The 22,559-nt window shown below is 69.8% G+C and carries 22 protein-coding genes; 3 read left to right on the forward strand and 19 right to left on the reverse strand.

Features of this window, described 5'->3' with window-relative positions; translation table 11 throughout:
* The first annotated feature begins 280 nt into the window (after positions 1 to 280).
* Positions 281 to 1,276, forward strand: coding sequence for an IS481 family transposase (locus ABD705_RS14240; protein WP_344784735.1), 996 nt, complete (start codon positions 281 to 283; stop codon positions 1,274 to 1,276).
* A gap of 180 nt (positions 1,277 to 1,456) precedes the next feature.
* Here ABD705_RS14240 and ctaF read toward each other — a convergent pair whose 3' ends face one another.
* The 5 genes from ctaF to ABD705_RS14265 all read right to left on the reverse strand — a co-directional run bounded on the left by ctaF (position 1,457) and on the right by ABD705_RS14265 (position 6,566).
* Entirely contained in the window at positions 1,457 to 1,891 is a 435-nt protein-coding gene (ctaF, locus tag ABD705_RS14245; RefSeq protein WP_344784736.1) for an aa3-type cytochrome oxidase subunit IV, read from the reverse strand.
* Entirely contained in the window at positions 1,892 to 3,619 is a 1,728-nt protein-coding gene (gene ctaD / locus ABD705_RS14250; RefSeq protein ID WP_344784737.1) for an aa3-type cytochrome oxidase subunit I, read from the reverse strand.
* 1 nt (position 3,620) lies between these two features.
* Positions 3,621 to 4,529 carry an aa3-type cytochrome oxidase subunit II gene (gene ctaC / locus ABD705_RS14255; RefSeq protein WP_344784738.1) on the reverse strand — a complete coding sequence of 303 codons (909 nt, stop codon included), beginning with the start codon at positions 4,527 to 4,529 and terminating at the stop codon, positions 3,621 to 3,623.
* A 160-nt stretch (positions 4,530 to 4,689) separates the two neighbouring features.
* Positions 4,690 to 5,055, reverse strand: a complete 366-nt coding sequence (locus ABD705_RS14260; RefSeq protein WP_344784740.1) for a HesB/IscA family protein — start codon at positions 5,053 to 5,055, stop codon at positions 4,690 to 4,692.
* 101 nt (positions 5,056 to 5,156) lie between these two features.
* Positions 5,157 to 6,566, reverse strand: coding sequence for a dipeptidase (locus tag ABD705_RS14265; RefSeq protein WP_344784742.1), 1,410 nt, complete (start codon positions 6,564 to 6,566; stop codon positions 5,157 to 5,159).
* Between the two features lie 47 nt (positions 6,567 to 6,613).
* On the opposite strand from ABD705_RS14265, the gene ABD705_RS14270 reads away from it, so the two are divergent.
* Entirely contained in the window at positions 6,614 to 7,183 is a 570-nt protein-coding gene (locus tag ABD705_RS14270) for a DUF3043 domain-containing protein (RefSeq protein ID WP_344784744.1), read from the forward strand.
* 81 nt (positions 7,184 to 7,264) lie between these two features.
* On the opposite strand, the gene ABD705_RS14275 is transcribed toward ABD705_RS14270, so the two are convergent.
* The 14 genes from ABD705_RS14275 to murC form a co-directional block, all read right to left on the reverse strand.
* The gene (locus ABD705_RS14275) at positions 7,265 to 8,293 is read right to left on the reverse strand and encodes a quinone-dependent dihydroorotate dehydrogenase (protein ID WP_344784746.1); all 1,029 of its coding nucleotides are present in this window, start codon (positions 8,291 to 8,293) and stop codon (positions 7,265 to 7,267) included.
* Between the two features lie 17 nt (positions 8,294 to 8,310).
* Positions 8,311 to 8,766, reverse strand: coding sequence for a transcriptional regulator NrdR (gene nrdR, locus ABD705_RS14280; RefSeq protein WP_344784749.1), 456 nt, complete (start codon positions 8,764 to 8,766; stop codon positions 8,311 to 8,313).
* A gap of 11 nt (positions 8,767 to 8,777) precedes the next feature.
* The gene (hisD, locus tag ABD705_RS14285) at positions 8,778 to 10,079 is read right to left on the reverse strand and encodes a histidinol dehydrogenase (protein WP_344784751.1); all 1,302 of its coding nucleotides are present in this window, start codon (positions 10,077 to 10,079) and stop codon (positions 8,778 to 8,780) included.
* 42 nt (positions 10,080 to 10,121) lie between these two features.
* Positions 10,122 to 11,060: a hypothetical protein gene (locus ABD705_RS14290; RefSeq protein WP_344784753.1), complete on the reverse strand. Its 939-nt coding sequence runs from the start codon at positions 11,058 to 11,060 to the stop codon at positions 10,122 to 10,124.
* 56 nt (positions 11,061 to 11,116) lie between these two features.
* Positions 11,117 to 14,635 carry a DNA polymerase III subunit alpha gene (gene dnaE, locus ABD705_RS14295; protein WP_344784755.1) on the reverse strand — a complete coding sequence of 1,173 codons (3,519 nt, stop codon included), beginning with the start codon at positions 14,633 to 14,635 and terminating at the stop codon, positions 11,117 to 11,119.
* A 35-nt stretch (positions 14,636 to 14,670) separates the two neighbouring features.
* Entirely contained in the window at positions 14,671 to 15,591 is a 921-nt protein-coding gene (locus ABD705_RS14300; protein ID WP_344784757.1) for an RluA family pseudouridine synthase, read from the reverse strand.
* A 1-nt stretch (position 15,592) separates the two neighbouring features.
* Entirely contained in the window at positions 15,593 to 16,138 is a 546-nt protein-coding gene (locus ABD705_RS14305) for a signal peptidase II (RefSeq protein ID WP_344784759.1), read from the reverse strand.
* Positions 16,139 to 16,143: 5 nt separating this feature from the next.
* Positions 16,144 to 16,743: a DivIVA domain-containing protein gene (locus ABD705_RS14310; RefSeq protein ID WP_344784761.1), complete on the reverse strand. Its 600-nt coding sequence runs from the start codon at positions 16,741 to 16,743 to the stop codon at positions 16,144 to 16,146.
* Between the two features lie 119 nt (positions 16,744 to 16,862).
* Positions 16,863 to 17,165: a YggT family protein gene (locus ABD705_RS14315; RefSeq protein ID WP_344784763.1), complete on the reverse strand. Its 303-nt coding sequence runs from the start codon at positions 17,163 to 17,165 to the stop codon at positions 16,863 to 16,865.
* A 4-nt stretch (positions 17,166 to 17,169) separates the two neighbouring features.
* Positions 17,170 to 17,631, reverse strand: a complete 462-nt coding sequence (locus ABD705_RS14320) for a cell division protein SepF (protein WP_344784765.1) — start codon at positions 17,629 to 17,631, stop codon at positions 17,170 to 17,172.
* A 31-nt stretch (positions 17,632 to 17,662) separates the two neighbouring features.
* Entirely contained in the window at positions 17,663 to 18,346 is a 684-nt protein-coding gene (locus tag ABD705_RS14325; RefSeq protein ID WP_344784767.1) for a YggS family pyridoxal phosphate-dependent enzyme, read from the reverse strand.
* A gap of 3 nt (positions 18,347 to 18,349) precedes the next feature.
* Complete coding sequence (gene ftsZ, locus ABD705_RS14330; protein ID WP_344784769.1) at positions 18,350 to 19,498, reverse strand: cell division protein FtsZ; 1,149 nt, start codon at positions 19,496 to 19,498, stop codon at positions 18,350 to 18,352.
* Positions 19,499 to 19,659: 161 nt separating this feature from the next.
* On the reverse strand, positions 19,660 to 20,601 hold the full coding sequence (locus ABD705_RS14335) for an FtsQ-type POTRA domain-containing protein (RefSeq protein WP_344784771.1): 942 nt from the start codon (positions 20,599 to 20,601) through the stop codon (positions 19,660 to 19,662).
* 3 nt (positions 20,602 to 20,604) lie between these two features.
* Positions 20,605 to 22,011: a UDP-N-acetylmuramate--L-alanine ligase gene (gene murC / locus ABD705_RS14340; protein WP_344784773.1), complete on the reverse strand. Its 1,407-nt coding sequence runs from the start codon at positions 22,009 to 22,011 to the stop codon at positions 20,605 to 20,607.
* Between the two features lie 121 nt (positions 22,012 to 22,132).
* Here murC and ABD705_RS14345 point away from each other — a divergent pair, with 121 nt between their 5' ends.
* Positions 22,133 to 22,504: a GntR family transcriptional regulator gene (locus tag ABD705_RS14345; protein WP_344784775.1), complete on the forward strand. Its 372-nt coding sequence runs from the start codon at positions 22,133 to 22,135 to the stop codon at positions 22,502 to 22,504.
* Positions 22,505 to 22,559 lie beyond the last annotated feature (55 nt).

Genomic DNA, 22,559 nt, shown 5'->3' on the forward strand with positions numbered 1-22,559 from the left:
CGACGAGGAGGTGGCGATCCCAGAACTCAACGCGGCATAATCAACAACAGCTGATCCGCACGGTGTCGAGAAACTCCACCACTCAGCGGGACGTCACCCGGCGGCCTTACCCCGACGCACTGCGCCCGACCCCGACGCCCAGCGACCCGATCCGGCGCACTAGGTGTGATGTCCAGGGACGTTGTTGCGTGAATCGCGGTTGATCTGCTGATTGGCGAAGGCCTCCGGTTGCGAAAGTGGAGCTGTTCAAGGAACCACTTCACGCACACAGGAGGCCTTCGTGTCCCACGCTAACGCTGCTCTGACTCCGCGCGCTCGGTTACGGCTGGCGCGCCTGATCGTCGATGACCGGTGGCCGGTGACCGTCGCGGCGAAGATGTTCATGATCTCGCCGCCCACGGCCCGTAAGTGGGCTGCCCGGTACCGTGCCGAGGGCGAGGCCGGGATGGCGGATAGATCCAGTCGGCCGCAGTCGATGCCGACGAAGACGCCGCCTGCGATGGTGAGACGGATCGTGACAGCCCGGTGGCGGCGCAGACTGGGACCGGTGCAGATCGGCGGCGAGCTCGGCGTGCCCGCATCGACCGTTCACGCAGTCCTCGTGCGCTGTCGTATCAACAGGCTCAGCCATATCGACAGAGTCACCGGGGAGCCTATCCGTCGTTACGAACACGACCATCCCGGGTCGATGATCCATGTCGATGTGACCAAGTTCGGCAATATCCCTGACGGCGGCGGCTGGCGTTACGTCGGCAGACAGCAAGGCGACCGGAACCGGGAGAGCACAGCGAAGCGGACCGGGCAACGCCACCAGGGCTACGAACCGCGCATCGGCACCGCGTTCGTGCACACAGTCATCGACGACCACTCCCGTGTCGCCTACGCCGAGATCTGCGGTGATGAGAAAGCCGTCACCGCCATCGGCGTCCTCGAACGTGCTGTCGCCTGGTTCGCGGACCGCGGTGTCACCATCGAACGCGTGCTCTCCGACAACGGCTCCGCCTACAAGTCCTATGCCTGGCGGGATGCCTGCACGGCGTTGGGCATCCGACACAAGCGGACCCGTCCCTACCGGCCGCAGACGAACGGCAAGATCGAACGCTTCCACCGCACACTCGCCGACGGCTGGGCCTACGCCCGCTTCTACGGATCCGAGACCGAACGCCGCGCCGCGCTACCCGGCTGGCTGCACTTCTACAATCATCACAGGCACCACTCCGCGATCGGAGCCCCGCCCATCAGCAGACTCAACAACCTGCCTGGACATCACAACTAGGGCCCTACCCGACGCCCCGCGGCCGAACCGACGCCCCGCGACCCGATCCGGCGCACAGTGGGCTGCCGCCGACGCACGGACGCACGGCTGAGCGCACGCGCGCCACGCGGCAGCACGATGGTGCACCGCTCACGCCCGCACCATCATGGGCCGGCCGGCGTCAGTGCAAGCGGGCGTTGGTCAGCGCGCGAAGTTGCCGCGGTAGTACTCGTACACCCAGCCGACGATCGCGACGACGAAGATCGCGACGCTGATCGGGATCAGCCACGTGCCCACTGCCATGCCGACGGCGAAGAACGCCGCCGCCAGGGCGAGGGTGATCGGCCACCACGACCACGGCGAGAACTCGCCGGTCTCGGGGTCGCCGTCATCGATGTCGGCGGTGACGATGTCTTCCGGCATTTCGCCGCCCTGCGCAACGTGCACCCGACCCAGGTAGAACGCGATCAGCGCCGACATCAGGGCCACGAAAAGTAGCGCGATGCTACCGACCCATTCGATCGCGTGATACCACGCGAACTGCGGATGGTCGATGATGTTCCACACCGTGTAGAGGGCTGCCATGGCACCGAAGAACCCGCAGATCACCCACCACATCCCGACATTGGCGCGCATCTACTTCACCTCTCCGACCGCACCGGCCGGCACCGGCATCACATAGTCCGGTGCCCCCTCGGGATGGTTCAGATCGAACGCCGGCCGCTCGCTGCGGATGCGCGGGATCGACGTGAAGTTGTGCCGCGGCGGCGGGCAGGAGGTCGCCCACTCCAGCGACGCCCCATAGCCCCACGGGTCGTTCAGCGTCACCTTGGGTGCGTTGCGCGCCGTGATCCACACGTTCAGCAGGAACGGGATCATCGACGAGCCCAGCAGCATCGCGCCGATCGTGGAGACCTGGTTCATCCAGGTCCAGCCGTCGGACGGGGCGTAGTCGGCGTACCGACGCGGCATGCCGTCCACACCAGCCCAGTGCTGCACCAGGAACGTCATGTGGAAGCCGATGAACAGCATCCAGAAGTGCACCATGCCGAGCCGCTCGTTGAGCATCTTGCCGGTCCACTTCGGCCACCAGAAGTAGAAGCCCGCGAACATCGCGAACACCACGGTGCCGAACACCACGTAGTGGAAGTGCGCGACCAGGAAGTACGAGTCGGACAGGAAGAAGTCCAGCGGCGGCGACGCCAGGATGACGCCGGTCAGGCCACCGAAGACGAACGAGGTCAGGAAGCCGATCGCGAACACCAGCGGCGTTTCGAACGTGATCGACCCTCGCCACATCGTGCCTATCCAGTTGAAGATCTTCAACCCGGTCGGCACCGCGATCAGCATCGACAGCAGCGAGAAGAACGGCAGCAGAACCGCGCCCGTGACGTACATGTGGTGCGCCCAGACCGACGTCGACAGCGCCGCGATCGCGATGGTCGCGTAGACCAGCGTCTTGTAGCCGAACACCGGCTTGCGGCTGAACACCGGGAAGATCTCGGTGACGATCCCGAAGAACGGGATCGCGATGATATAGACCTCGGGATGCCCGAAGAACCAGAACAAGTGTTGCCAGAGCAGCACACCGCCGTTGACCGAGTCGTACAGATGCGCACCCAGGATGCGATCGGCGGCGCCGGCGAGGATGGCCGCGGCCAGCACCGGGAAGACCATCAGCACCATGATGCTGGTCACCAGGACGTTCCAGGAGAAGATCGGCATGCGCCACATCGTCATGCCGGGGGCGCGCATCGTGATCACCGTGGTGATGAAGTTGACCGCACCGAGGATCGTGCCGAAGCCGCTGATGCCCAGGCCCATGAACCACAGGTTGCCGCCGGCGCCCGGCGAGAAGGTCGCATTGGCGAGCGGCTGGTAGGCGAACCAGCCGAAGGCGGCCGCGCCCTGCGGGGTGAGGAACCCGGCCGTGGCGATCGTGGAGCCGAACAGGAACAGCCAGAACGCGAATGCGTTCAGCCGCGGGAAGGCGACATCCGGCGCGCCCAGCTGCAGCGGCAGGATCGCGTTGGCGAATCCGGCGAACAGCGGCGTCGCGAACATCAGCAGCATGATCGTGCCGTGCATCGTGAACAGCTGGTTGAACTGGTCCTTAGTCGCCAGGATCTGCATGCCCGGCTCGAACAGCTCAGCGCGGATCAGCAGGGCCATCACGCCGCCGAGCATGAAGAACATCACCGAGGAGATCAGATACATGTAGCCGATCACCTTGTGGTCGGTGGAGGTGATCCACCGCACCACGATGTTGCCCTTCTGCTCCACCCGACTCGCGCTCATCAGCGCGGCCTGTCGTGGCGGAAGAGTGGTGTGGGTGCGCTCTTGTGGCGGGAGTGTTGTCGCCATTTCAGTTATCTCCCTCGTTGCCAGCTGTGTTGGGCACACCAGTGCCCGGCTCATTGCCGAGGCGGCTGTATGCACCGGTGATGTCTCCGGTGTCGCCCTTGTCGCGCAGCTGCGTCAGATACTGCTGATATTCGCCCGCGCTGACCACCTTGACGCGGAACAGCATCGACGAGTGATATTCGCCGCACAGCTCTGCGCACTTGCCCTGATACGTGCCTTCACGCGTCGGGGTGAACGACCACGAGTTGTCGTGGCCGATGTAGAGGTCCTTCTTGTACAGGAAGTCGATGATCCAGAACGAGTGCACCACGTCGCGCGACTCGAGGTCGATGCGGACGGACTCGTTCACCGGCAGGACCAGGGTGGGCAGCGCCTCCTGGTCGACGTTGCCATTCTTGTCGGGCTCGGCCTGCACGCCCATCGTCCAGACCGCGTCCGAGTTGTCGGCGGCCTTGCCGTTGTACTGGAAGTCCCACGACCACTGCTTGCCGATGGCGACCACGGAGACATCCGGGTTGTGGTCGACGGTCTCGATGATCGCCATGTCGCGTGCCGTGAACGAGAACATCCCTGCCACCAGCATGAGCGGGATGACCGTGTAGAAGATCTCGATCGGCATGTTGTAGCGCAGCTGCACCGGCAGGCCGGTCTGGCCCTTGCGCCGGCGATAGGTGACCATCGCCCACAGCATCAGACCCCACGTGACCAGACCGACGATCAGGAGCACGATCCACGAGTTGGTCCACATGCCCGCGACCATGTCGGTGCGGTTGGTGGCCGGCGGTGCGCTCGGGTCCGCGAAGCCTGGCAGGAAGCCATGCAGCTGTGTCGGCGTGCACCCGGCCAGCAGGATGGCGGCGGCACTCCCGATCGGGAGGGCGACCCAGCGGAGGCGTCGTTTCGAGGGCACGGTGCACCTTTCCGGGGTAAGGGAACTCACGGGGCCAGTCTAGAGCAATCTCCCACCGGATTCTGGCCATTCATCCAGGCGGGGCCTACGTTTTCCCCCGTTCCAGCGGCCGCTCGGGGACGCCGATCACCGGCCTCTGTCGGGGGAATCCAGGGCGTGATCAGTGAAAGCTGTCACCGCACGCGCAACCGCCGGCGGCGTTCGGATTGTCGATCGTGAAACCCTGCTCGGAGATCGTGTCTTTGAAGTCGATCGTCGCGCCGTCCAGATACGGGATGCTCATGTCGTCGACGATGACCTCGACGCCGTCGAAGTCGACGGCCTTGTCGCCCTCGAGGTAGCGCTCGTCGAAGTACAGCTGGTAGATCAGCCCGGAACATCCGCCGGGCTGAACGGCCACCCGCAGGCGCAGATCGTCGCGGCCTTCCTGCGCGAGCAGGGATTTGACCTTGTCGGATGCGGCATCGGTCAGCAGCACTCCGTGCTCACGGACGGGCACATCTGCGGTCAGTGCGGTGTCGGTCATGTCATTCCTCCGGGATGTCGGCCTGCGGCAAGGTTTCGGATGGGTCGAGTCTACGCCCGGCGCGCGACACCGGGCCCGGGCCACGCGGGGTGTCCGGGCGGTCAGATCGTGCGCGCGTCCAGCGCCTGCAGCAGCAGCGCCTCGGCGGTCAGGGCGTGGCGGAACGTGTCCAGATGCAACGACTCGTTCGGGCTGTGCGCGCGCGCGTGCGGGTCCTCCACGCCGGTGACCAGGATCTGCGCCTCGGGGAACACGCGCACCAGGTCGGCGATGAACGGGATCGACCCGCCCACGCCCATCTGCACCGGCGCCACCCCGTAGCCGGCCGTCATCGCCTCGCTCGCGGCGCCCACCGCCCACCCGGTGGTGTCGACCAGGAAGCCGTCCCCGAAGTCGGCGCCGGTGAACTCGAGCTGGGCGCCGAACGGTGCGTGCGCGCGCAGGTGCGCGACGATGGCGGCGTAGGCGTCCGCCGCGGCCTGCCCGGGGGCGATCCGCGCGCTGATGACCACGCTGACGGCGGGGGTCAGCGTGTTGGATGCATTGTGCACGGTGGGCGCGTCGATGCCGGTGATCGTGATCGACGGCTTGTTCCAGATCCGGCTGAGGATGCTGCCGCGCCCGATCGGCTGCACTCCGGCGGGCAGCCCCGCCTCGTCACGCAGCGTCGCTTCGGAGTAGTCGGGAGTCGCGGCATCCCGCTCGGCCAGCCCCGGCACGGCGACCGCGCCGTCCTCGTCCCAGAGGGTCGCCAGCAGCGTGACGGCGGCCATCATGGCGTCGGGCACCGCTCCCCCGAACATGCCGGAGTGGGATGCGTGCTCGAGGGTGCGGATGTGCAGCGTGAAGCGCGCGTTGCCGCGCAGCGAGACCGTCACGGCCGGGGTGGCGCCGTCCCAGTTGCCCGAGTCGGCGACCACGATCACGTCGGCGCGCAGCACATCGGCGTGGTCGGCGAGGAACTGGGCGAACGAGCGCGAGCCGGCCTCCTCCTCGCCCTCGATGAACAGTGCGATGCCGAGGTCGAGGTCGTCGCCGAGCACGGCGCGCACGGCGCGCAGCGCGCCGATGTGCACCATGATGCCGGCCTTGTCATCGGCCGCGCCGCGGCCGTACAGCCGGCCGTCGCGCACCGTGGGCTCGAACGGCGGCGACTCCCACAGGCTCTCGTCGCCGACCGGCTGCACGTCGTGGTGGGCGTAGAGCAGGATGGTCGGCCGGCCGTTCCGCGCGGCGCGGGTGGCCAGCACCGCGGGCATGCCGCGCGGCGCCGTGCCGCCCGGCGTGGCGGGGCCGATCGCGGCGTCGGCGATCTGCACCGTGTCGAACAGTCCGGTGCCCTCGGCCAGGGCGCGCACGGCCTCGGCGCTGCGTGCCACCTCGGCGTGATCGAAGCCCTCGAAGGCGACCGACGGAATGCGCACCAGAGCGCCCAGATCGGCCAGGGCTGCGGGGATCGCGTCGGCTGCGGCGGCCGTGACGGCGTCTGCGCGGGACTGTTCGGAAGTCATGCGGGTAATCTTAGAGGCACCCCTGTAGACGAGAACGAGGCCCATCCGTGTCCAAGAAGACCGCCCCTGACGTCGCCGCCGACGCCACCGACGACGCCCAGACGTCCGGCAAGGGCCGCGCCACTCCGACGCGCGCCGAGAAGGAGGCCGCCCGCAGGCGCCCCCTGGTCCCGGACACGAAGGAGGCGCGCGCCCGGCAGAAGGCCGACCTCGCCGCCCAGCGCGAGAAGGCCCGGGTCGGCATGGCCGCCGGCGACGACAAGTATCTGCCCCCGCGCGACAAGGGACCCCAGCGCCGGTTCGTGCGCGACTTCATCGACAGCGGCTACCACATCGGCGAACTGGTGATGCCGCTGATGATCGTGGTGATCCTGGTGACCTTCGTGCAGTCGCTGCCCGTGCTGCAGTTCTATGCGTTCGTGATCCTGTGGGCGTACGTGCTGGCGGTCATCGTCGACATGGTCATCACGTCGACGCGGATCAAGCGCGCCGCGACGCGCAAGTTCGGCAGCCGCCGCGAGAAGGGCCTGGGCTGGTACGGCGCGATGCGCACCATCCAGATGCGGTGGATGCGGCTGCCCAAGCCGCAGGTCAGGCGCGGCCAGCGCCCCGCCTGAGTCCACCGAGCCCGGCGCGGCGGAAGTGGGCTCTGCCGCGTGCGGAGTGGATCCACGCGACCGCGTCCGGTCTGAGCCCGCTCAGCCGCGTGCGGCCAGTCCCCGGTTGATCTGCCGCGCCCACAGTGGGCCGCGGTAGAGGAACGCCGTGTATCCCTGCACCAGGTCGGCACCGGCATCCAGTCGGTCGGCCACGTCGGCGGCCGTCTCGACCCCGCCGACGGCGATCACGGCGAACTCCCGCGGCACGACCTGACGCACCTGGCGCAGCACCGCCAGCGCGCGCTCGCGCAGCGGCGCGCCGGACAGCCCGCCGTCGCCCGCGGCGGCCACGACGGCCGGGTCGGTGACGAGTCCTTCGCGCGAGACCGTGGTGTTGGTCGCGATCAGGCCCGCCAGTCCCAGCTCGACGGCCATCGTGGCGATGGCGACGACCTGGTCATCGGGCAGGTCGGGGGCGATCTTGACCAGCAGCGGCGTCGCACCGGCGGCATCCTGCACCGCCTGCAGCAGCGGGCGCAGCGTTGCCACGGCCTGCAGCCCGCGCAGCCCCGGCGTGTTCGGCGACGAGACGTTGACCGCGAGGTAGTCGGCCAGCGGCGCCAGCAGCGTCGCGCTGCGCACGTAGTCGGCGGTGGCGTCGGCGACGTCCACGACCCGGCTCTTGCCGATGTTCACGCCGATCACGGCCCGGTTGCCGCGGCGGGCGCGGATGGCGCGCAGCCGGGCGGCCGCCGCTTCGGCGCCGTCGTTGTTGAAGCCCATCCGGTTGATCAGGGCACGGTCGGGGATGAGCCGGAACAGTCGCGGCTTGGGGTTGCCGGGCTGCGGGAGGGCCGTGACGGTGCCGACCTCGACGTGCCCGAAGCCGAGTGCGGACAGGCCTGCGAAGCCGACGACGTTCTTGTCGAACCCGGCGGCGACCCCGAACGGCGACGAGAAGATGCGCCCCAGCGCCTGGGTGCGCAGTGTCGGCGCGGGACGGGTCAGCGCCGCGGCCGCCCACGAGAACGGCCGTACGCCCAGGACGCGGATCACGAGCATGCCCGCGTGGTGGGCCAGCTCCGAATCCAGATGCGAGAGGACGGCACGGAACAGGAGCGGATACATCGGTGCCAGCGTACCGGTCAGACGATCCGGTGATCCGCGCGCAGCGCCGCGATGGCGGTCTCGAAGTCCTCGAGCGAATCGAACCCCTGGTAGACGCTGGCGAAGCGGAGATAGGCGACCTCGTCGAGGGCGCGCAGCGGACCGAGGATCGCCAGCCCGATGTCGCCGGCGTCGATCTGCGCGGCGCCGGTGCCGCGCAGCACCTCTTCGACCTGCTGCGCGAGCAGCGCGAGGTCGTCGTCGGTGACCGGCCGGCCCTGGCAGGCCTTGCGCACGCCGGCGGCGACTTTCTCGCGGCTGAACGGCTCGGCCACGCCGGAGCGCTTGAGCACCGACAGGCTCGCGGTCTCGATCGTCGAGAACCGGCCGCCGCATTCCGGGCATTGGCGACGACGACGGATGCTGAGGCCATCCTCGCTGGTGCGCGAATCGATGACCCGGGAATCGGGGTGACGGCAGAAAGGACAGTGCATCAGCGCACAGACTACCCCGTGAACCTGGCCTGGACCGCCTCGCCGTGTGCGGGCAGCGACTCGGCGTCGGCCAGCGTCACGATCTGCGCGGCGACGGTCGACAGCGCGTCGCGGCTGTAGCCGATCACCTGCTGCGGGCGCAGGAAGGTCGCCGCCGACAGGCCGGCAGCGTAGCGGGCCTGCCCTCCCGTGGGCAGCACATGGTTGCTGCCGGCGAGATAGTCACCCAGGCTCACCGGCGAATGCGGGCCGACGAAGATCGCCCCCGCGTTGACGAATTCGCCGGGCCGCGGGTCGGTCAGGTGCAGCTCGAGGTGCTCGGGCGCATAGGCGTTGCTGAACGCGGTGGCGGCGTCCAGATCGTCGACCAGCACGATGGCCGACTGCACGCCGTCCAGCGCCGCGCGCGCCCGGGCGCCGTTGCGGGTGCGACCGACCCGCTCGGCCACCTGCGCGCGCACCGCCCCGGCCAGCCCGGCGTCGGCGGTCACCAGCACGGCGGAGGCCTGCTCGTCGTGCTCGGCCTGGCTGATCAGGTCGACGGCCACGAGCACGGGGTCGGCGCTGTCGTCGGCGACGATGAGGATCTCGGTGGCGCCGGCTTCGGCATCCACCCCGACGATGCCGGCGACGGCGCGCTTGGCGGCGGCCACGAAGTTGTTGCCCGGCCCGGTGACCACATCCACCGGGTCCAGGCCCAGCGTCGGCACCCCGTGGGCGAAGGCGGCGACCGCGCCGGCGCCGCCCATGGCGTAGACCTCGTCGATGCCCAGCAGTGCGGCGGCGGCGAGGATGTCGGGGTGCACGCGCCCGTCGAACGCGGCCTGCGGCGGGGAGGCCAAGGCGACCTGTGCGACGCCGGCGACCTGGGCGGGAACCACGTTCATGATCACGCTGGACGGGTAGACGGCCTTGCCGCCCGGCACGTAGACGCCGGCGCGGCGCACGGGCTGCCAGCGCTGCTCGACCCGGGCGCCGTCACCGAGCTCGGTGACCGCGCCGGCGGGCACCTGGGCGGCCGATGCCTGCCGCACCCGCGCGATCGCCTCTTCCAGCGCCGCGCGCACCCGCCGGTCGCACCCGTTCAGCGCCTCGGCCAGGTGCTCGGCCGGCACGCGGATGGCATGCCCGGACACGTGGTCGAACCGGGTGGCCTGCTCGCGCAGCGCCCGCTCGCCGCGCTCGGCGACGTCCTGCACGATCTCGGCGGCGGCGACCAGCGCATCGGCGCGCGCGGTCTGCGCGCGCGGCACGGCGTTCAGCAGCTCGGGCAGGGTGAGCGTGCGACCGCGAAGGTCGATGGTGCGCAGCATCCCTCCAGAATATCGGGTGGGATGCTGCGCACCGCCTTCGAGTCAGCCCCGGGTGACCTCGGAGGTGTCGTTGAGCACGCCCACGCGGCCGTCCTCGTGGCGGACCACGAACGACGTGCCGCGGTCTTCGATGACCAGCGCCCAAGCGCTCGGGCCGATCCGGAACAGCGGCACGCCGTTCTCGTCGACCACGTCGCGCTCTTCGGGCACCAGCGCCCAGAACGCCTGCTGCGCGGGCGCGGCGGGCTCGGCCTCGGGTACAGCGGCCGGCGGAGCCGCGTCGATGAGCGACGCGAGCCCGCCGTCGCCGTGTCCGCCCTGGTCGGCCGGCGCGGCGTACACCGTGTCGGCCGCTGCCTGCGCGTGCGGTGCGCGGGCCGTGACCGGGCGCGGCGGCCGGGCCGTGACCGGGCGCGCCGCGCGCGCGACGCGGTGGGCGACCGATTCGGGGCGCTGCGCGAAATCCTCCGCCAGGCCCGGGATCAGTCCGGCGAACACCGTGAGCACGACACCGGCCAGCATCAGCACGAATTCGACCCACGGCACCCAGCTGAGCACCCACGGGCCGTTCGAGATGGCGCCGCTGACCTGTGCCCACAGCTGGGTCAGCCACACCACCGCGGCCACCGAGAAGGCGACCGACGCGAACTGGTCCACGCCCAGCGACCCGACCCGGCGGATGCCGCTGGGCGAGAGGCGACGCAGAATGACGAGGAAGACCGCCACGATCGGCACGCCGATCGTGAGGATCCAGGAGATCCCGTTGGTCCACACCGAAGTGAAGGCGAAGGTCGCCGTCGAGAAGAAGGACACCACGAATGCGGCGATCAGCACGCCGCCCATGATCACTTCGCGCAGTGAGAAGGGTCCGACGCCATACTGCGACGCGGCCGCGACCCGGTTCTCGTCGACCGGATCGACCGGCGCGGAGGCGTCCGCAGCACTGTCCTCGGTCGGTCCGCTCAGCTGGTCGTCTGTCACGTGATCTCCTTCCGCTGCGCGCGATCCTGCGCGCGTCGTCCGATCCTACCCGAGCACTATGTCAGACAGTTCGGCCCGAGCAGCCCCTTCAATTCGCCGTACAGATCCGCGCTGACGCGCACCGGCATCGGCACGTCGAACACCTTCGCCGCCCCACCGCGGTGCAGCCGCAGCGTCACTTCGGTCTCGCCCCGGTGGCGCCGGAGCATCTCTGCGAGGTCGGCGACCACCCGCTGGGTGGCGCGGTGCTCGGGGATCGTCAGCGTGAGCGGTCCGGCGGCGTCGACCACGCCGGGGTCGGGGACGTATGCCGACTGGGCGTGCAGGTTCATGCCGTCATCGCGGCGCGAGACCCGGCCGCGCACGACCAGGATCGAGTCGGCCTGCAGCAGCGACTGGAACTCGGTGTAGGTCTTGCCCATGAACATCACCGTGATCTCGCCGTCGAAGTCCTCGACGGTGATCATGCCGTACGGGTTGCCGCTGGATTTGGCGACCCGGTGCTGCACACCGGTGACCAGTCCCGCCACCGTGACCTGGTCGCCGTCGCGGGCGTCCTCACCTGCGAGCAGGTCGTGGATGCTGGTGGATGCCAGTCGTGCCAGCGGGATCTCCAGCCCCGCCAGCGGGTGGTCGGACACGTACAGGCCGAGCATCTCGCGCTCGAAGGCCAGCTTGTCCTTCTTGGTCCACTCCGGCCGCTCGGGCACCTTCGCGGCCTGGGCCGGCTCGTCCTCGCCCCACAGCGCGTCGAAGTCGAAGCCGACCTCGCCGTTGGCCTCGCGGCGCTTGTCGAGCACCGCCGCCTCCGCGGCGTCCTCGTGGATCTCCAGCAGCGCCCGTCGGGTGTCGCCCAACGAGTCGAACGCACCGGCCTTGATCAGCGACTCGACCGTGCGCTTGTTCGCCACGTGCACCGGCACCCGGCGCAGGAAGTCGTGGAACGACGTGTACGGTCCGTCCGCGCGGGCCGCCACGATGCCGTCGACCACGTTCGAGCCGACGTTGCGCACGGCGCCCAGGCCGAACCGGATGTCCTCCCCGACGGCGGCGAAGTACTTGATCGACTCGGACACGTCCGGCGGCAGCACCCGGATGCCCATCCGGCGGCACTCGTTCAGGTAGAGCGCCATCTTGTCCTTGGAGTCGCCGACGCTGGTCAGCAGCGCCGCCATGTACTCGGCCGGGTAGTGCGCCTTCAGATACGCCGTCCAGTACGAGATGACCCCGTATGCCGCCGAGTGCGCCTTGTTGAAGGCGTAGTCCGAGAACGGCAGCAGGATGTCCCAGAGCGTCTTGACGGCGGCATCCGAATAGCCGTTCGCCTTCATGCCGGCCTCGAACCCGGCATACTGCTTGTCGAGCTCGGACTTCTTCTTCTTGCCCATCGCCCGGCGCAGGATGTCGGCCTGACCGAGTGAGAAGCCGGCCACCGCCTGCGCGATCGCCATCACCTGCTCCTGATAGATGATCAGGCCGTAGCTGGTGGACAGGATCTCGGCCAGCGGCTCGGCCAGCTCGGGGTGGATCGGGGTGATCTCCTGCTGACCGTTCTTGCGCAGCGCGTAGTTCGTGTGCGAGTTCGCGCCCATCGGCCCCGGGCGGTACAGCGCGATCAGCGCCGAGATGTCCTCGAACGTATCGGGCTTCATCAGGCGCAGCAAGGCCCGCATCGGGCCGCCGTCGAGCTGGAACACGCCCAGCGTGTCGCCGCGGGAGAGCAGATCGTAGGCCCCGCGGTCATCCAGTGCGAGATCTTCGAGCACCAGGTCGAGGCCGCGGTTGACCTTGATGTTCTCGAGGGCGTCGCCGACGATGGTGAGGTTGCGCAGCCCCAGGAAGTCCATCTTGATCAGGCCGAGCGTCTCGCACGAGGGGTAGTCGAACTGCGTGACCACCTGACCGTCCTGCTCGCGCCGCATGATCGGGATGATGTCGATCAGCGGGTGGCTGGACATGATGACGCCGGCGGCGTGCACGCCCCACTGGCGCTTGAGGTTCTCGAGCCCCAGCGCCGTGTCGAAGACCGTCTTGGCCTCGGGGTCGGTCTGGATCAGGGTGCGGAACTCCCCCGCCTCCTTGTAGCGCGGGTGCGCGGCGTCGAACATGCCGCTCAGCGGCATGTCCTTGCCCATCACCGGCGGCGGCATCGCCTTGGTCAGGCGGTCGCCCATGCTGAACGGGAAGCCGAGCACGCGGCCGGCGTCCTTCAGCGCCTGCTTGGCCTTGATCGTGCCGTACGTGACGATCTGGGCGACCCGGTCGTCGCCGTACTTCTCGGTGACGTAGCCGATCACCTCGGCACGGCGGCGGTCGTCGAAGTCGACGTCGAAGTCGGGCATCGAGACGCGGTCCGGGTTCAGGAACCGCTCGAAGATCAGGCCGTGCTCCAGCGGGTCCAGGTCGGTGATTCGCATCGCGTAGGCGGCCATCGACCCGGCGCCGGAGCCGCGGCCGGGACCGACCCGGATGCCGTTGTCCTTGGCCCAGTTGATGAAGTCGGCGACCACCAGGAAGTAGCCCGGGAAGCCCATCTGCGCGATCACGCCGCACTCGTAGTCGGCGCGCGCGCGGACGGCGTCGGGGATGCCGGCCGGGTAGCGCACGTGCAGGCCGGCCTCGACCTCCTTGATGAACCAGCTCTCCTCGGTCTCACCGGCCGGCACCGGGTAGCGCGGCATGTAGTTGGCGGTGGTGTTGAACTCGACGTTGCAGCGCTCGGCGATCATCAGCGTCGTGTCGCAGGCCTCGGGATGGTCGCGGAAGACCTGGCGCATCTCGGCGGCCGACTTCACGTAGTAGCCATCGCCGTCGAAGCGGAACCGCTTCGGGTCGTCCAGCGTCGAGCCGGACTGCACGCACAGCAGCGCCGAATGGCTGGTGGCATCGTGCTGGTGCGTGTAGTGCAGGTCGTTGGTGGCCACCAGCGGGATCTTCAGATCCTTCGCGATCTTCAGCAGGTCGCCGGTGACCCGCCGCTCGATCTCGAGGCCGTGGTCCATGATCTCGGCGAAATAGTTGTCGCGCCCGAAGATGTCCTGGAACTCGGCCGCCGCCGCCCGCGCGGCGTCGTACTGGCCCAGGCGCAGGCGGGTCTGGATCTCCCCGGACGGGCAGCCGGTGGTGGCGATCAGGCCCTTGCCGTAGCGCTGCAGCACCTCGCGGTCCATCCGCGGCTTGAAGTAGAAGCCCTCCAGGCTCGCCACCGACGACAGCCGGAACAGGTTGTGCATGCCCTCGGTGGTCTCGCTCAGCAGCGTCATGTGCGTGTAGGCGCCCGAGCCCGACACGTCGTCGCTGTTCTGCTCGGGGCCGCCCCAGCGCACCCGCGCCTTGTCGGAGCGGTGCGTGCCCGGCGTCACATACGCTTCGATGCCGATGATCGGCTTGATGCCGGCGGCCTTCGCGGTCTTGTAGAACTCGAACGCGGCGAACGTGTTGCCGTGGTCGGTGACGGCGATCGCCGGCATCTGCAGGCGCACCGCCTCGTCGACCATCGCGCCGATGCGCGCGGCGCCGTCGAGCATCGAGTATTCGCTGTGCACGTGCAGATGAGCGAAGGAGTCGGATGCCACCCCTCGAGTCTACGGTCGGCCGCGGACACGGCAGGTCAGTCCGCGCGCAGCACCTCAAGGGCGTGTGCGAGATCGGCCGGGTAGTCCGCTGTGAAGGCGACCCGGTCGCCGGTGCGCGGATGCGCGAAGGCCAGTCGGTGCGCGTGCAGCCACTGCCGGTGCAGCCCCAGTCGCGCCGCCAGCGTCGGGTCGGCGCCGTAGAGCGGGTCGCCCGCGCAGGGATGCCGGTGCGCGGCCATGTGCACCCGGATCTGGTGGGTGCGGCCGGTCTCCAGGTGGATCTGCAGCAGGGATGCCCCTCGGAACGCCTCGATCGTCTCGTAGTGCGTGACCGAGTCCTTGCCGTCGGGGGTGACGGCGAACTTCCACGGGTGCGAGCGATGCCGGCCGATCGGCGCATCGATCGTGCCTGCCAGCGGGTCGGGGTGGCCCTGCACGACGGCGTGGTAGATCTTCTCCACGGTGCGGTCCTTGAAGGCGCGCTTGAGGGCGACGTAGGCCGGCTCGCTCTTGGCCACGACCATCAGACCGCTGGTGCCGGCATCCAGCCGGTGCACGACTCCGGCGCGCTCGGCCGGGCCCGAGGTCGCGATCCGGAAGCCGGCGGCGGCCAGGGCGCCGACCACGGTGGGGCCGGTCCAGCCGACCGAGGGATGCGCGGCGACGTCGGCAGGCTTGTCTACGACCACGATGTCGTCGTCGTCGAACACGATGCCGAGGTCGGGCACCGCGATCGGCTCGATCCTCGGCTCCGCCCGGGGCGTCCAGGTCACCTCGAGCCACGCACCGGCGCGCAGCCGGTCGGACTTGCCGACGGTGCGGCCGTCCATCTGCACGCCGCCGGCGTCGGCCGCCTCGGCCGCGAAGGTGCGCGAGAAGCCGAGCATCTTGGCCAGCGCGGCATCGACCCGGGTCCCGTCCAGTCCGTCCGGGACCGGCAGCGCGCGCGACTGCATCTCAGTGCTCGGCCGGTGCGTCGTCGGACGCGCGCTTCGCGCGCATGCCGTCCAGGCGCACGCCGAGCACCACCAGGATCGCGACGCCGACCATCATGGTCGTGATGAACATGTCGGCCACGTTGTAGGTGGCCGGCATCATCCACGGCGTGTTGATGAAGTCGACGACGTGCCCGACGCCGAAACCGGGCTCGCGGAACAGCCGGTCACTGAGGTTTCCGAGCACCCCGCCCAGCAGCAGCCCCAGGATGATCGACCACGACCGGGCGCGCACCCGCGTGCCCACCAGGTAGATGATCACCAGCGCGACCACGGCCAGTGCGACGGTGAACACCCCGGTGATGTTGCTGCCGAGCGAGAACGCCGCACCGGAGTTCTTGATCAGGAAGAAGATCAGGAAGTTGCCGACCACGTGCACCGGCTGCTGCATGGGCAGATGCGTCAGCGCCAGATATTTCGCGACCTGGTCGACGATCAGCACCACCGAGGCGAGGAGCACGACGGTGATGCCGACCGTCAGCGTGCGGACCGGTCTGCGCTGGCACAACGGCGTTACAGTCCGACGGCTGCGACCGGGGTCGAGCCCGTGGAGGTCGCCGCCGAATCCAGGTCCTTCAGCTGGCCCTCGATGTAGCTGCGCAGCTGCGCGCGGTAGTCCTTCTCGAAGGCGCGCAGCTCGCCGATCCGGCCCTCCAGAGTGGTGCGCTCGGCCTCGAGCCGCGCCATCTCCTCACGGCCACGGGTCTCGGCCTCGGAGACGATCGAGGTCGCCTGGGCCTGTGCGTCGGCGATCAGCTTGTCGCGCTGCGCCTTGCCCTCGGCGACGTGCTCATCGTGCAGGCGCTGGGCCAGCTCGATGATGCCGGCGCTCTGGCCGGCCCCGTCGATGGGCTCCGGAGCGGGGGTCTCGACCGCTGCCGGTGCGGCCGCGGGAGCCTCAGCCTCGGCGACGGGCGCGGATGCCGCGGCCGGCGTGGCGCCGGACTCATAGGCGGCGAGCTTGGTCTTCAGCTCATCGTTCTCGGCGATGACCTTGCGCCACTCGACGACGATCTCGTCCAGGTAGTCGTCCACCTCATCGGGGTCGAAGCCCTCCTTGAACCGAACGTGCTGGAACTGCTTGGTGACGACGTCATCCGGAGTCAAAGGCATTTCTCTCCTCTTTCGGGCTCGTGCTGCCAGGTGATGCTGGCCGGTATCAGACTATCCGGCAGCGCCGATCGGTTATCTCACACAGCATAGTCGGCGGACTTTGTCGGTGCGAGGGCGCGCTAGGCCGACGCGAACGCGCCGGCGATCGAGATCAGGATGAAGCACGCGATCAGTACGACAGTGAATGCGAAATCGATCGCCACCGGCCCGATCCGCACCGGGCGCAGGAACCGTCGCAGGAATCGCAGCGGCGGATCGGTGACCACGTAGACGGCTTCCGCGGCGACCAGACCGGCGCCGGTGGGCCGCCAGCCGCGGTTGAGCAGCGGCATGAAGTCCAGGATCATCCGGGCGAACAGCACCAGGACGTACAGCCAAAGGAGGATGTTGACGATGTTCGCGACAACGTGGACCGCTCCCACGGTGTCAGGGCTGCGTGAACGGCGTCACTTCGGGGTCGGCCTGCGCCACGGTGCCGTCGCCGGACAGCGCGACGTTCTCCGGCGACAGCAGGAAGACCTTGCTGGTGACCCGCTCGATGCGCCCGTACAGGCCGAGCGAGAGCCCGCTGGCGAAGTCGACCAGCCGACGCGCGTCGGCGTCGCTCATCTGCGACAGGTTGATGATGACCGGGATGCCCTCCCGGAAGTTCTCGGCGATCAGCTGCGCGTCCCGGTACTGCTTCGGGTGCACCGTCAGGATCTCGCTGACCGCGGTGGGCGCGGGCTGGCGCACCACGGCGGGACGGCGGATCGGCGTGACCGGGGCCGCCTTCTCGACGCTCTTCGCGGCGCTGCGGGCGGGCTGGGTTGCCGGCTCCTCCTCGAAGATCTCCTCTTCATCGGCCAGACCCAGGTACACCATGGTCTTCTTCAGCGGGTTCGACATCGCATCCTCCGTTTGCTCGTCTGTAGAAAGGCTAATCGGGCACCGGCCGCGCACCCGTGATTGCCGAGCCGATCCGCAGGTGTGTCGCACCTGCCGCGATCGCCTCGGCGAAATCGGCGGTCATGCCCGCCGAGATCCAGTCGGCATCCGGCACGACCCGGCGCAGCCGCGCCGCGTAACCGGCGAGCCGTGCGAACGCGGCGGCCGGCGGCTCGTCCAGCGGAGCGACGGCCATCACTCCGCGCAGCTGCAGGGTGCGGCATCCGGCGACGTGCTCCGCCAGCGCCTCGATCCCCGCCGGCGCGACGCCGCCCCGATCGGGGTCGGCGGTGAGGTTCACCTGCACCAGCACGTCCAGGACGTCGTCGCCGTCGGCGGCGCGGTCGAGCGCATCGGCCAGCTTGTCGCGGTCGACGGAGTGCACGACGGATGCCGCGGCCCGGATCGCGCGCGCCTTCTTGGTCTGCGCCTGGCCGATGAAGTGCCAGCGCAGGTCCGTCAGCGCTGCGAGCTCCGCCCGCTTGGCCGACAGCTCCTGCTGCCGATTCTCGCCGAGATCGCGCACGCCCAGCCGGTGCAGCCGGGCGACCAGCTGCGCCGGGTGGAACTTCGTCACCACGATGCGGGTGATCGCGGCGGGGTCACGGCCCGCCACCCGCGCCGCGGCGGCGATGCGGGCGTCGACGTCGGCGAGCCGTGCGACCAGGTCGTCCACGTGCTACTTCAGGAAGTCCGGGATGTCGAGGTCGTCGTCGCCGAAGGCCGAGTCGTAGCCGGTCTCGGCGATCACCGAGACCGGAACGGCCGTCTCGTCGTCGGCGGACTCGGAGCCGCGTGCGGCCTCGTCGGCGGGCGTGGAGGGCACCGCCGGGGCGGTGACCGGACGGCTGGCCAGCATCGGCTCGATGCGCTGCTGCGGCTCGCCGCCGTCGAAGCCGGCGGCGATCACCGTCACCCGCACCTCGTCGCCGAGCGTGTCGTCGATGACCGTGCCGAAGATGATGTTGGCCTCGGGGTGCGCCGCCTCCTTGACCAGCTGCGCGGCGTCGTTGATCTCGAAGATGCCCAGATTCGATCCGCCCTGCACCGACAGCAGCACGCCGTGCGCGCCTTCGATGGACGCCTCCAGCAAGGGCGACTCGACGGCCAGCTCGGCGGCCTTGATGGCCCGGTCGGCGCCGCGGGCCGAGCCGATGCCCATCAGTGCGGACCCGGCGCCCTGCATGACCGACTTGACGTCGGCGAAGTCGAGGTTGATCAGACCCGGCGTGGTGATCAGGTCGGTGATGCCCTGAACACCTGCCAGCAGCACCTGGTCGGCGGTGGCGAAGGCCTCGATCATCGAGATGCCGCGGTCGCTGATCTCCAGCAGCCGGTCATTGGGCACCACGATGAGGGTGTCGACCTCCTCCTTCAGCCGGGCGACGCCGGTCTCGGCCTGCGACTGCCGGCGACGGCCCTCGAACGAGAACGGCTTGGTGACCACGCCGATCGTCAGGGCGCCGATCGACTTCGCGATCTTGGCGACCACGGGTGCGCCCCCGGTGCCGGTGCCGCCGCCCTCACCGGCGGTGACGAAGACCATGTCGGCGCCGGCGAGGGCCTCTTCGATCTCTTCGGAGTGGTCCTCCGCCGCACGTCGGCCGACCTCGGGGTCGGCGCCGGCGCCCAGGCCCCGGGTGAGCTCGCGGCCGACGTCGAGCTTGACGTCGGCGTCGCTCATCAGCAGCGCCTGCGCATCCGTGTTGATCGCGATGAATTCGACCCCGCGCAGGCCGAGTTCGATCATGCGGTTGACGGCGTTGACTCCGCCGCCGCCTACGCCGACCACCTTGATCACCGCAAGGTAGTTCTGGTTCTGGCTCATGCCGGCCTCCGTGTCGTCCAAAGCGTGTAAACCTTCAACCTCATCTGGAGGTTTAAAGAATTGCCGAGTATGCAATTCCTTGTGATTGAAGGTAAGCGGCGAACGCGCCGCAATCGGTGACGCGGTGGGCGTGTCGCGCAGATCGCACCCGGATCGACGCGTCAGCGCATCACGATGGCGCCCGGCGACGACACGTCGTACTCGGTGACCTTCGCCGGCGGGCGTGCGGCCATCGCCTTCTGCAGCACCAGTGCCTTCATCGCCGAGTCGTCGGCACTGCCCCAGATGACCTTCGTGCGGGTCTTGCCGAGGGTCAGCGAGACGTCGTCGGGGGTCGAAGCGGACACCGCCGTGACCTGGGATCGGATGCTCGCCGGAAGCGACCGGACCACCTGCCCGGCCGCGGCGAACGCCTCGGAGCCGACGCCGCCGTCGACGCTCAGCACCGGCTGCCCCTTCGGCACGGACGGCGTCGTCGACAGCGCGACTCCGGCGGCGTCGACCAGCGTGTAGCCGGCCGCGCCCTTGACCACGCCCACGGGGGTGCGCTCCACGATCCGCACGACCAGGTCGTGCGGCGGACGCGCCTGCAGCGAGTACGACTGCACCAGTGGGAACCGCACCAGCGCGGCCTTGACCGCCGCCTCGTCCACCAGCGGCAGCGGGGTGCCCAACTGGCCGGCCAGCGCATGCTCGAGGGCGCCGACATCCAACGTCTTCGTGCCCACCACGTCGATCTTCTGCACGGCGAACAGCGGGCTGTAGGCGGCGCCGAGGGTGCCTGCCACCAGCACCGCCAGCGAGATCCCCACGCCGATCCAGACCGCGCGCCGGCGGCGCTGCCGCGCCGTGAACCGGCGCACTTCGGCGCGCAGCGCGCGCCGCCGCGCGCGAGCGGCCCGCCACACATCCCGCACCCGGATCCGCTCGCCCGGCGCGCCGGCGTCATCGCCCGCACCGGCGTCGTCGCGGGCGGCCGGATCGGCCGAGGTGGTCGACAGCGGGATGACCTCGCCGTCCGGCTGCGGCGCCGCATCGGCGCGCGCCGCCGCGCGCGCGGGTGCGTGTGCGGGCGGGGCGGGCAGGGGCGAGGGGCGGCGCATCCGCTATCCCTCCGAGGTGGTCCCGGCCGCCAGGGCCGCCAGCAGCTGCGGGATGATCAGGTTCACGTTGCCGCAGCCGAGCGTGATGATGAAGTCGCCGGCCCGGGCGATGGATGCCGTGTAGTCGGCGGCCTGCTGCCAGTCGGCGACGAAGTGCACCTGCGCGGCATCCGCGAAGTCGTCACTGACCAGTGCCCCGGTCACGCCGGGGATCGGGTCCTCCCGCGCGCCGTACACGTCCAGCACGACGGTCTGGTCGGCGCCGGTCTCGAGCACGTGCGCGAACTCGCGGTGCATCTGCTGCGTGCGCGAATAGGTGTGCGGCTGGTGCAGCGCGATCAGCCGCCCGGAGCCTACGACGGTGCGCGCGGCGGCCAGGGCCGCGGCGACCTCGGTGGGGTGGTGCGCGTAGTCGTCGTAGACGCTGACGCCGCGCACGTCGCCGTGCAGCTGGAACCGGCGCGCCGTGCCGGCGAAGCCCTCCAGCGCCCGCACCGCGGCGGCCAGGCCGTAGCCGAGCGTGAGCAGCACGGCTGCGGCGCCGGCGGCGTTTATCGCGTTGTGCGCGCCGGGTTCGTGCAGCTGCGCGCGCACGTGCGTGCCGCCGTGCGTGAGCGTGAACGCGACCGGTCCGTCGGTGCGGATGTCGGTGACCCGCACGTCGGCGCCGGCGGCCCGGCCGAAGGTGATCACCTGCGCGTGCGTGATGCGTTCGGCCACGCGCAGCGCGCCCGGGTCGTCGGCGCTGATCACGACCGCCTCGCGCGCCTTGTTCGCGAACCGCGCGAACGCGTCGTCGAAGGCTTCGGCGGTGCCGTAGTGGTCGAGGTGGTCCGGGTCGACGTTGGTGATCAGCGCGATCGACGTGTCGTACAGCAGGAAGGTGCCGTCGGACTCGTCCGCCTCGATCACGAACAGATCGTCCGACCCGGTGGCGCTGGAGGTGCCGAGCTGGGTGATCACTCCCCCGCTGACGAAGGTCGGATCGGCATCCAGCGCCTGCAGCGCCGTGACGATCATGCCGGTCGAGGTGGTCTTGCCGTGCGCTCCGGCCACGGAGACCAGGCGGCGCCCGCCGATGAGCCAGTGCAGCGCCTGGGAGCGGTGGATCACGGCCAGTCCGCGCTGCTTCGCCGTGACGAACTCGGGGTTGTCTGGCCAGATCGCGCCGGTGTGGACCACGGTGTCGGCATCGCCCAGATGGGCGGCGTCATGCCCGACGTGCACGTCGGCGCCGAGGGCGGCCAGCGCGCGCAGATTCGCGCTGTCGGCGCGGTCCGATCCCGAGACCCGGATGCCGCGGTCCAGGAACATCCGCGCCAGTCCCGACATCCCCGAGCCGCCGATGCCGATGAAGTGCGCGGCGGTGATGTGCTCGGGGATCGGGAGGGTCAAGTCGGGTCTGATCATGTCGGCTTCCATCCTAAGTTGGCCCCGCCGGGGCGCCGCCGTCCGGCGCGCTGGGAGCTTCCTGCACGCACGTCGGCGATTTGTATTGACACGTCGACACAATGGGTGATACATATGACACATGGATGTCGCCCGCGTCATCATCGACCCGGCTGGCGCCCCGCCCCCGTTCGAGCAGCTGCGCACGCAGCTGCTCGAGGCCGTCGCCTCGGGAGAGCTGGCCGCCGGCGAGCGCCTCCCCACGGTGCGCCGGCTGGCGGAGGACCTCGAGCTGGCACCGGGCACGGTGGCCCGCGCGTACCGCGAGCTCGAGGCATCCGGCGTCATCGAGACGCGCGGCCGGCACGGCAGCTTCGTGAGCCTGGACCGCGACCCGGTGCGCCAGCAGGCGCAGCGCGCCGCGGCCGCGTTCGCCGAGCAGATCCGCACGCTCGGGCTGGGCGCCGACGACGCGCTGTCGATCGCCGCGGCCGCGCTGCGCGCGCAGGCCTAGCCCCGCCCAGGCCTAGCCCCGCCCCCGCCCAGCCCCGCCCGGCCACTGCCGGAGT

The sequence above is a fragment of the Microbacterium kribbense genome (genome assembly GCF_039537285.1).
Lineage (GTDB): Bacteria > Actinomycetota > Actinomycetes > Actinomycetales > Microbacteriaceae > Microbacterium > Microbacterium kribbense.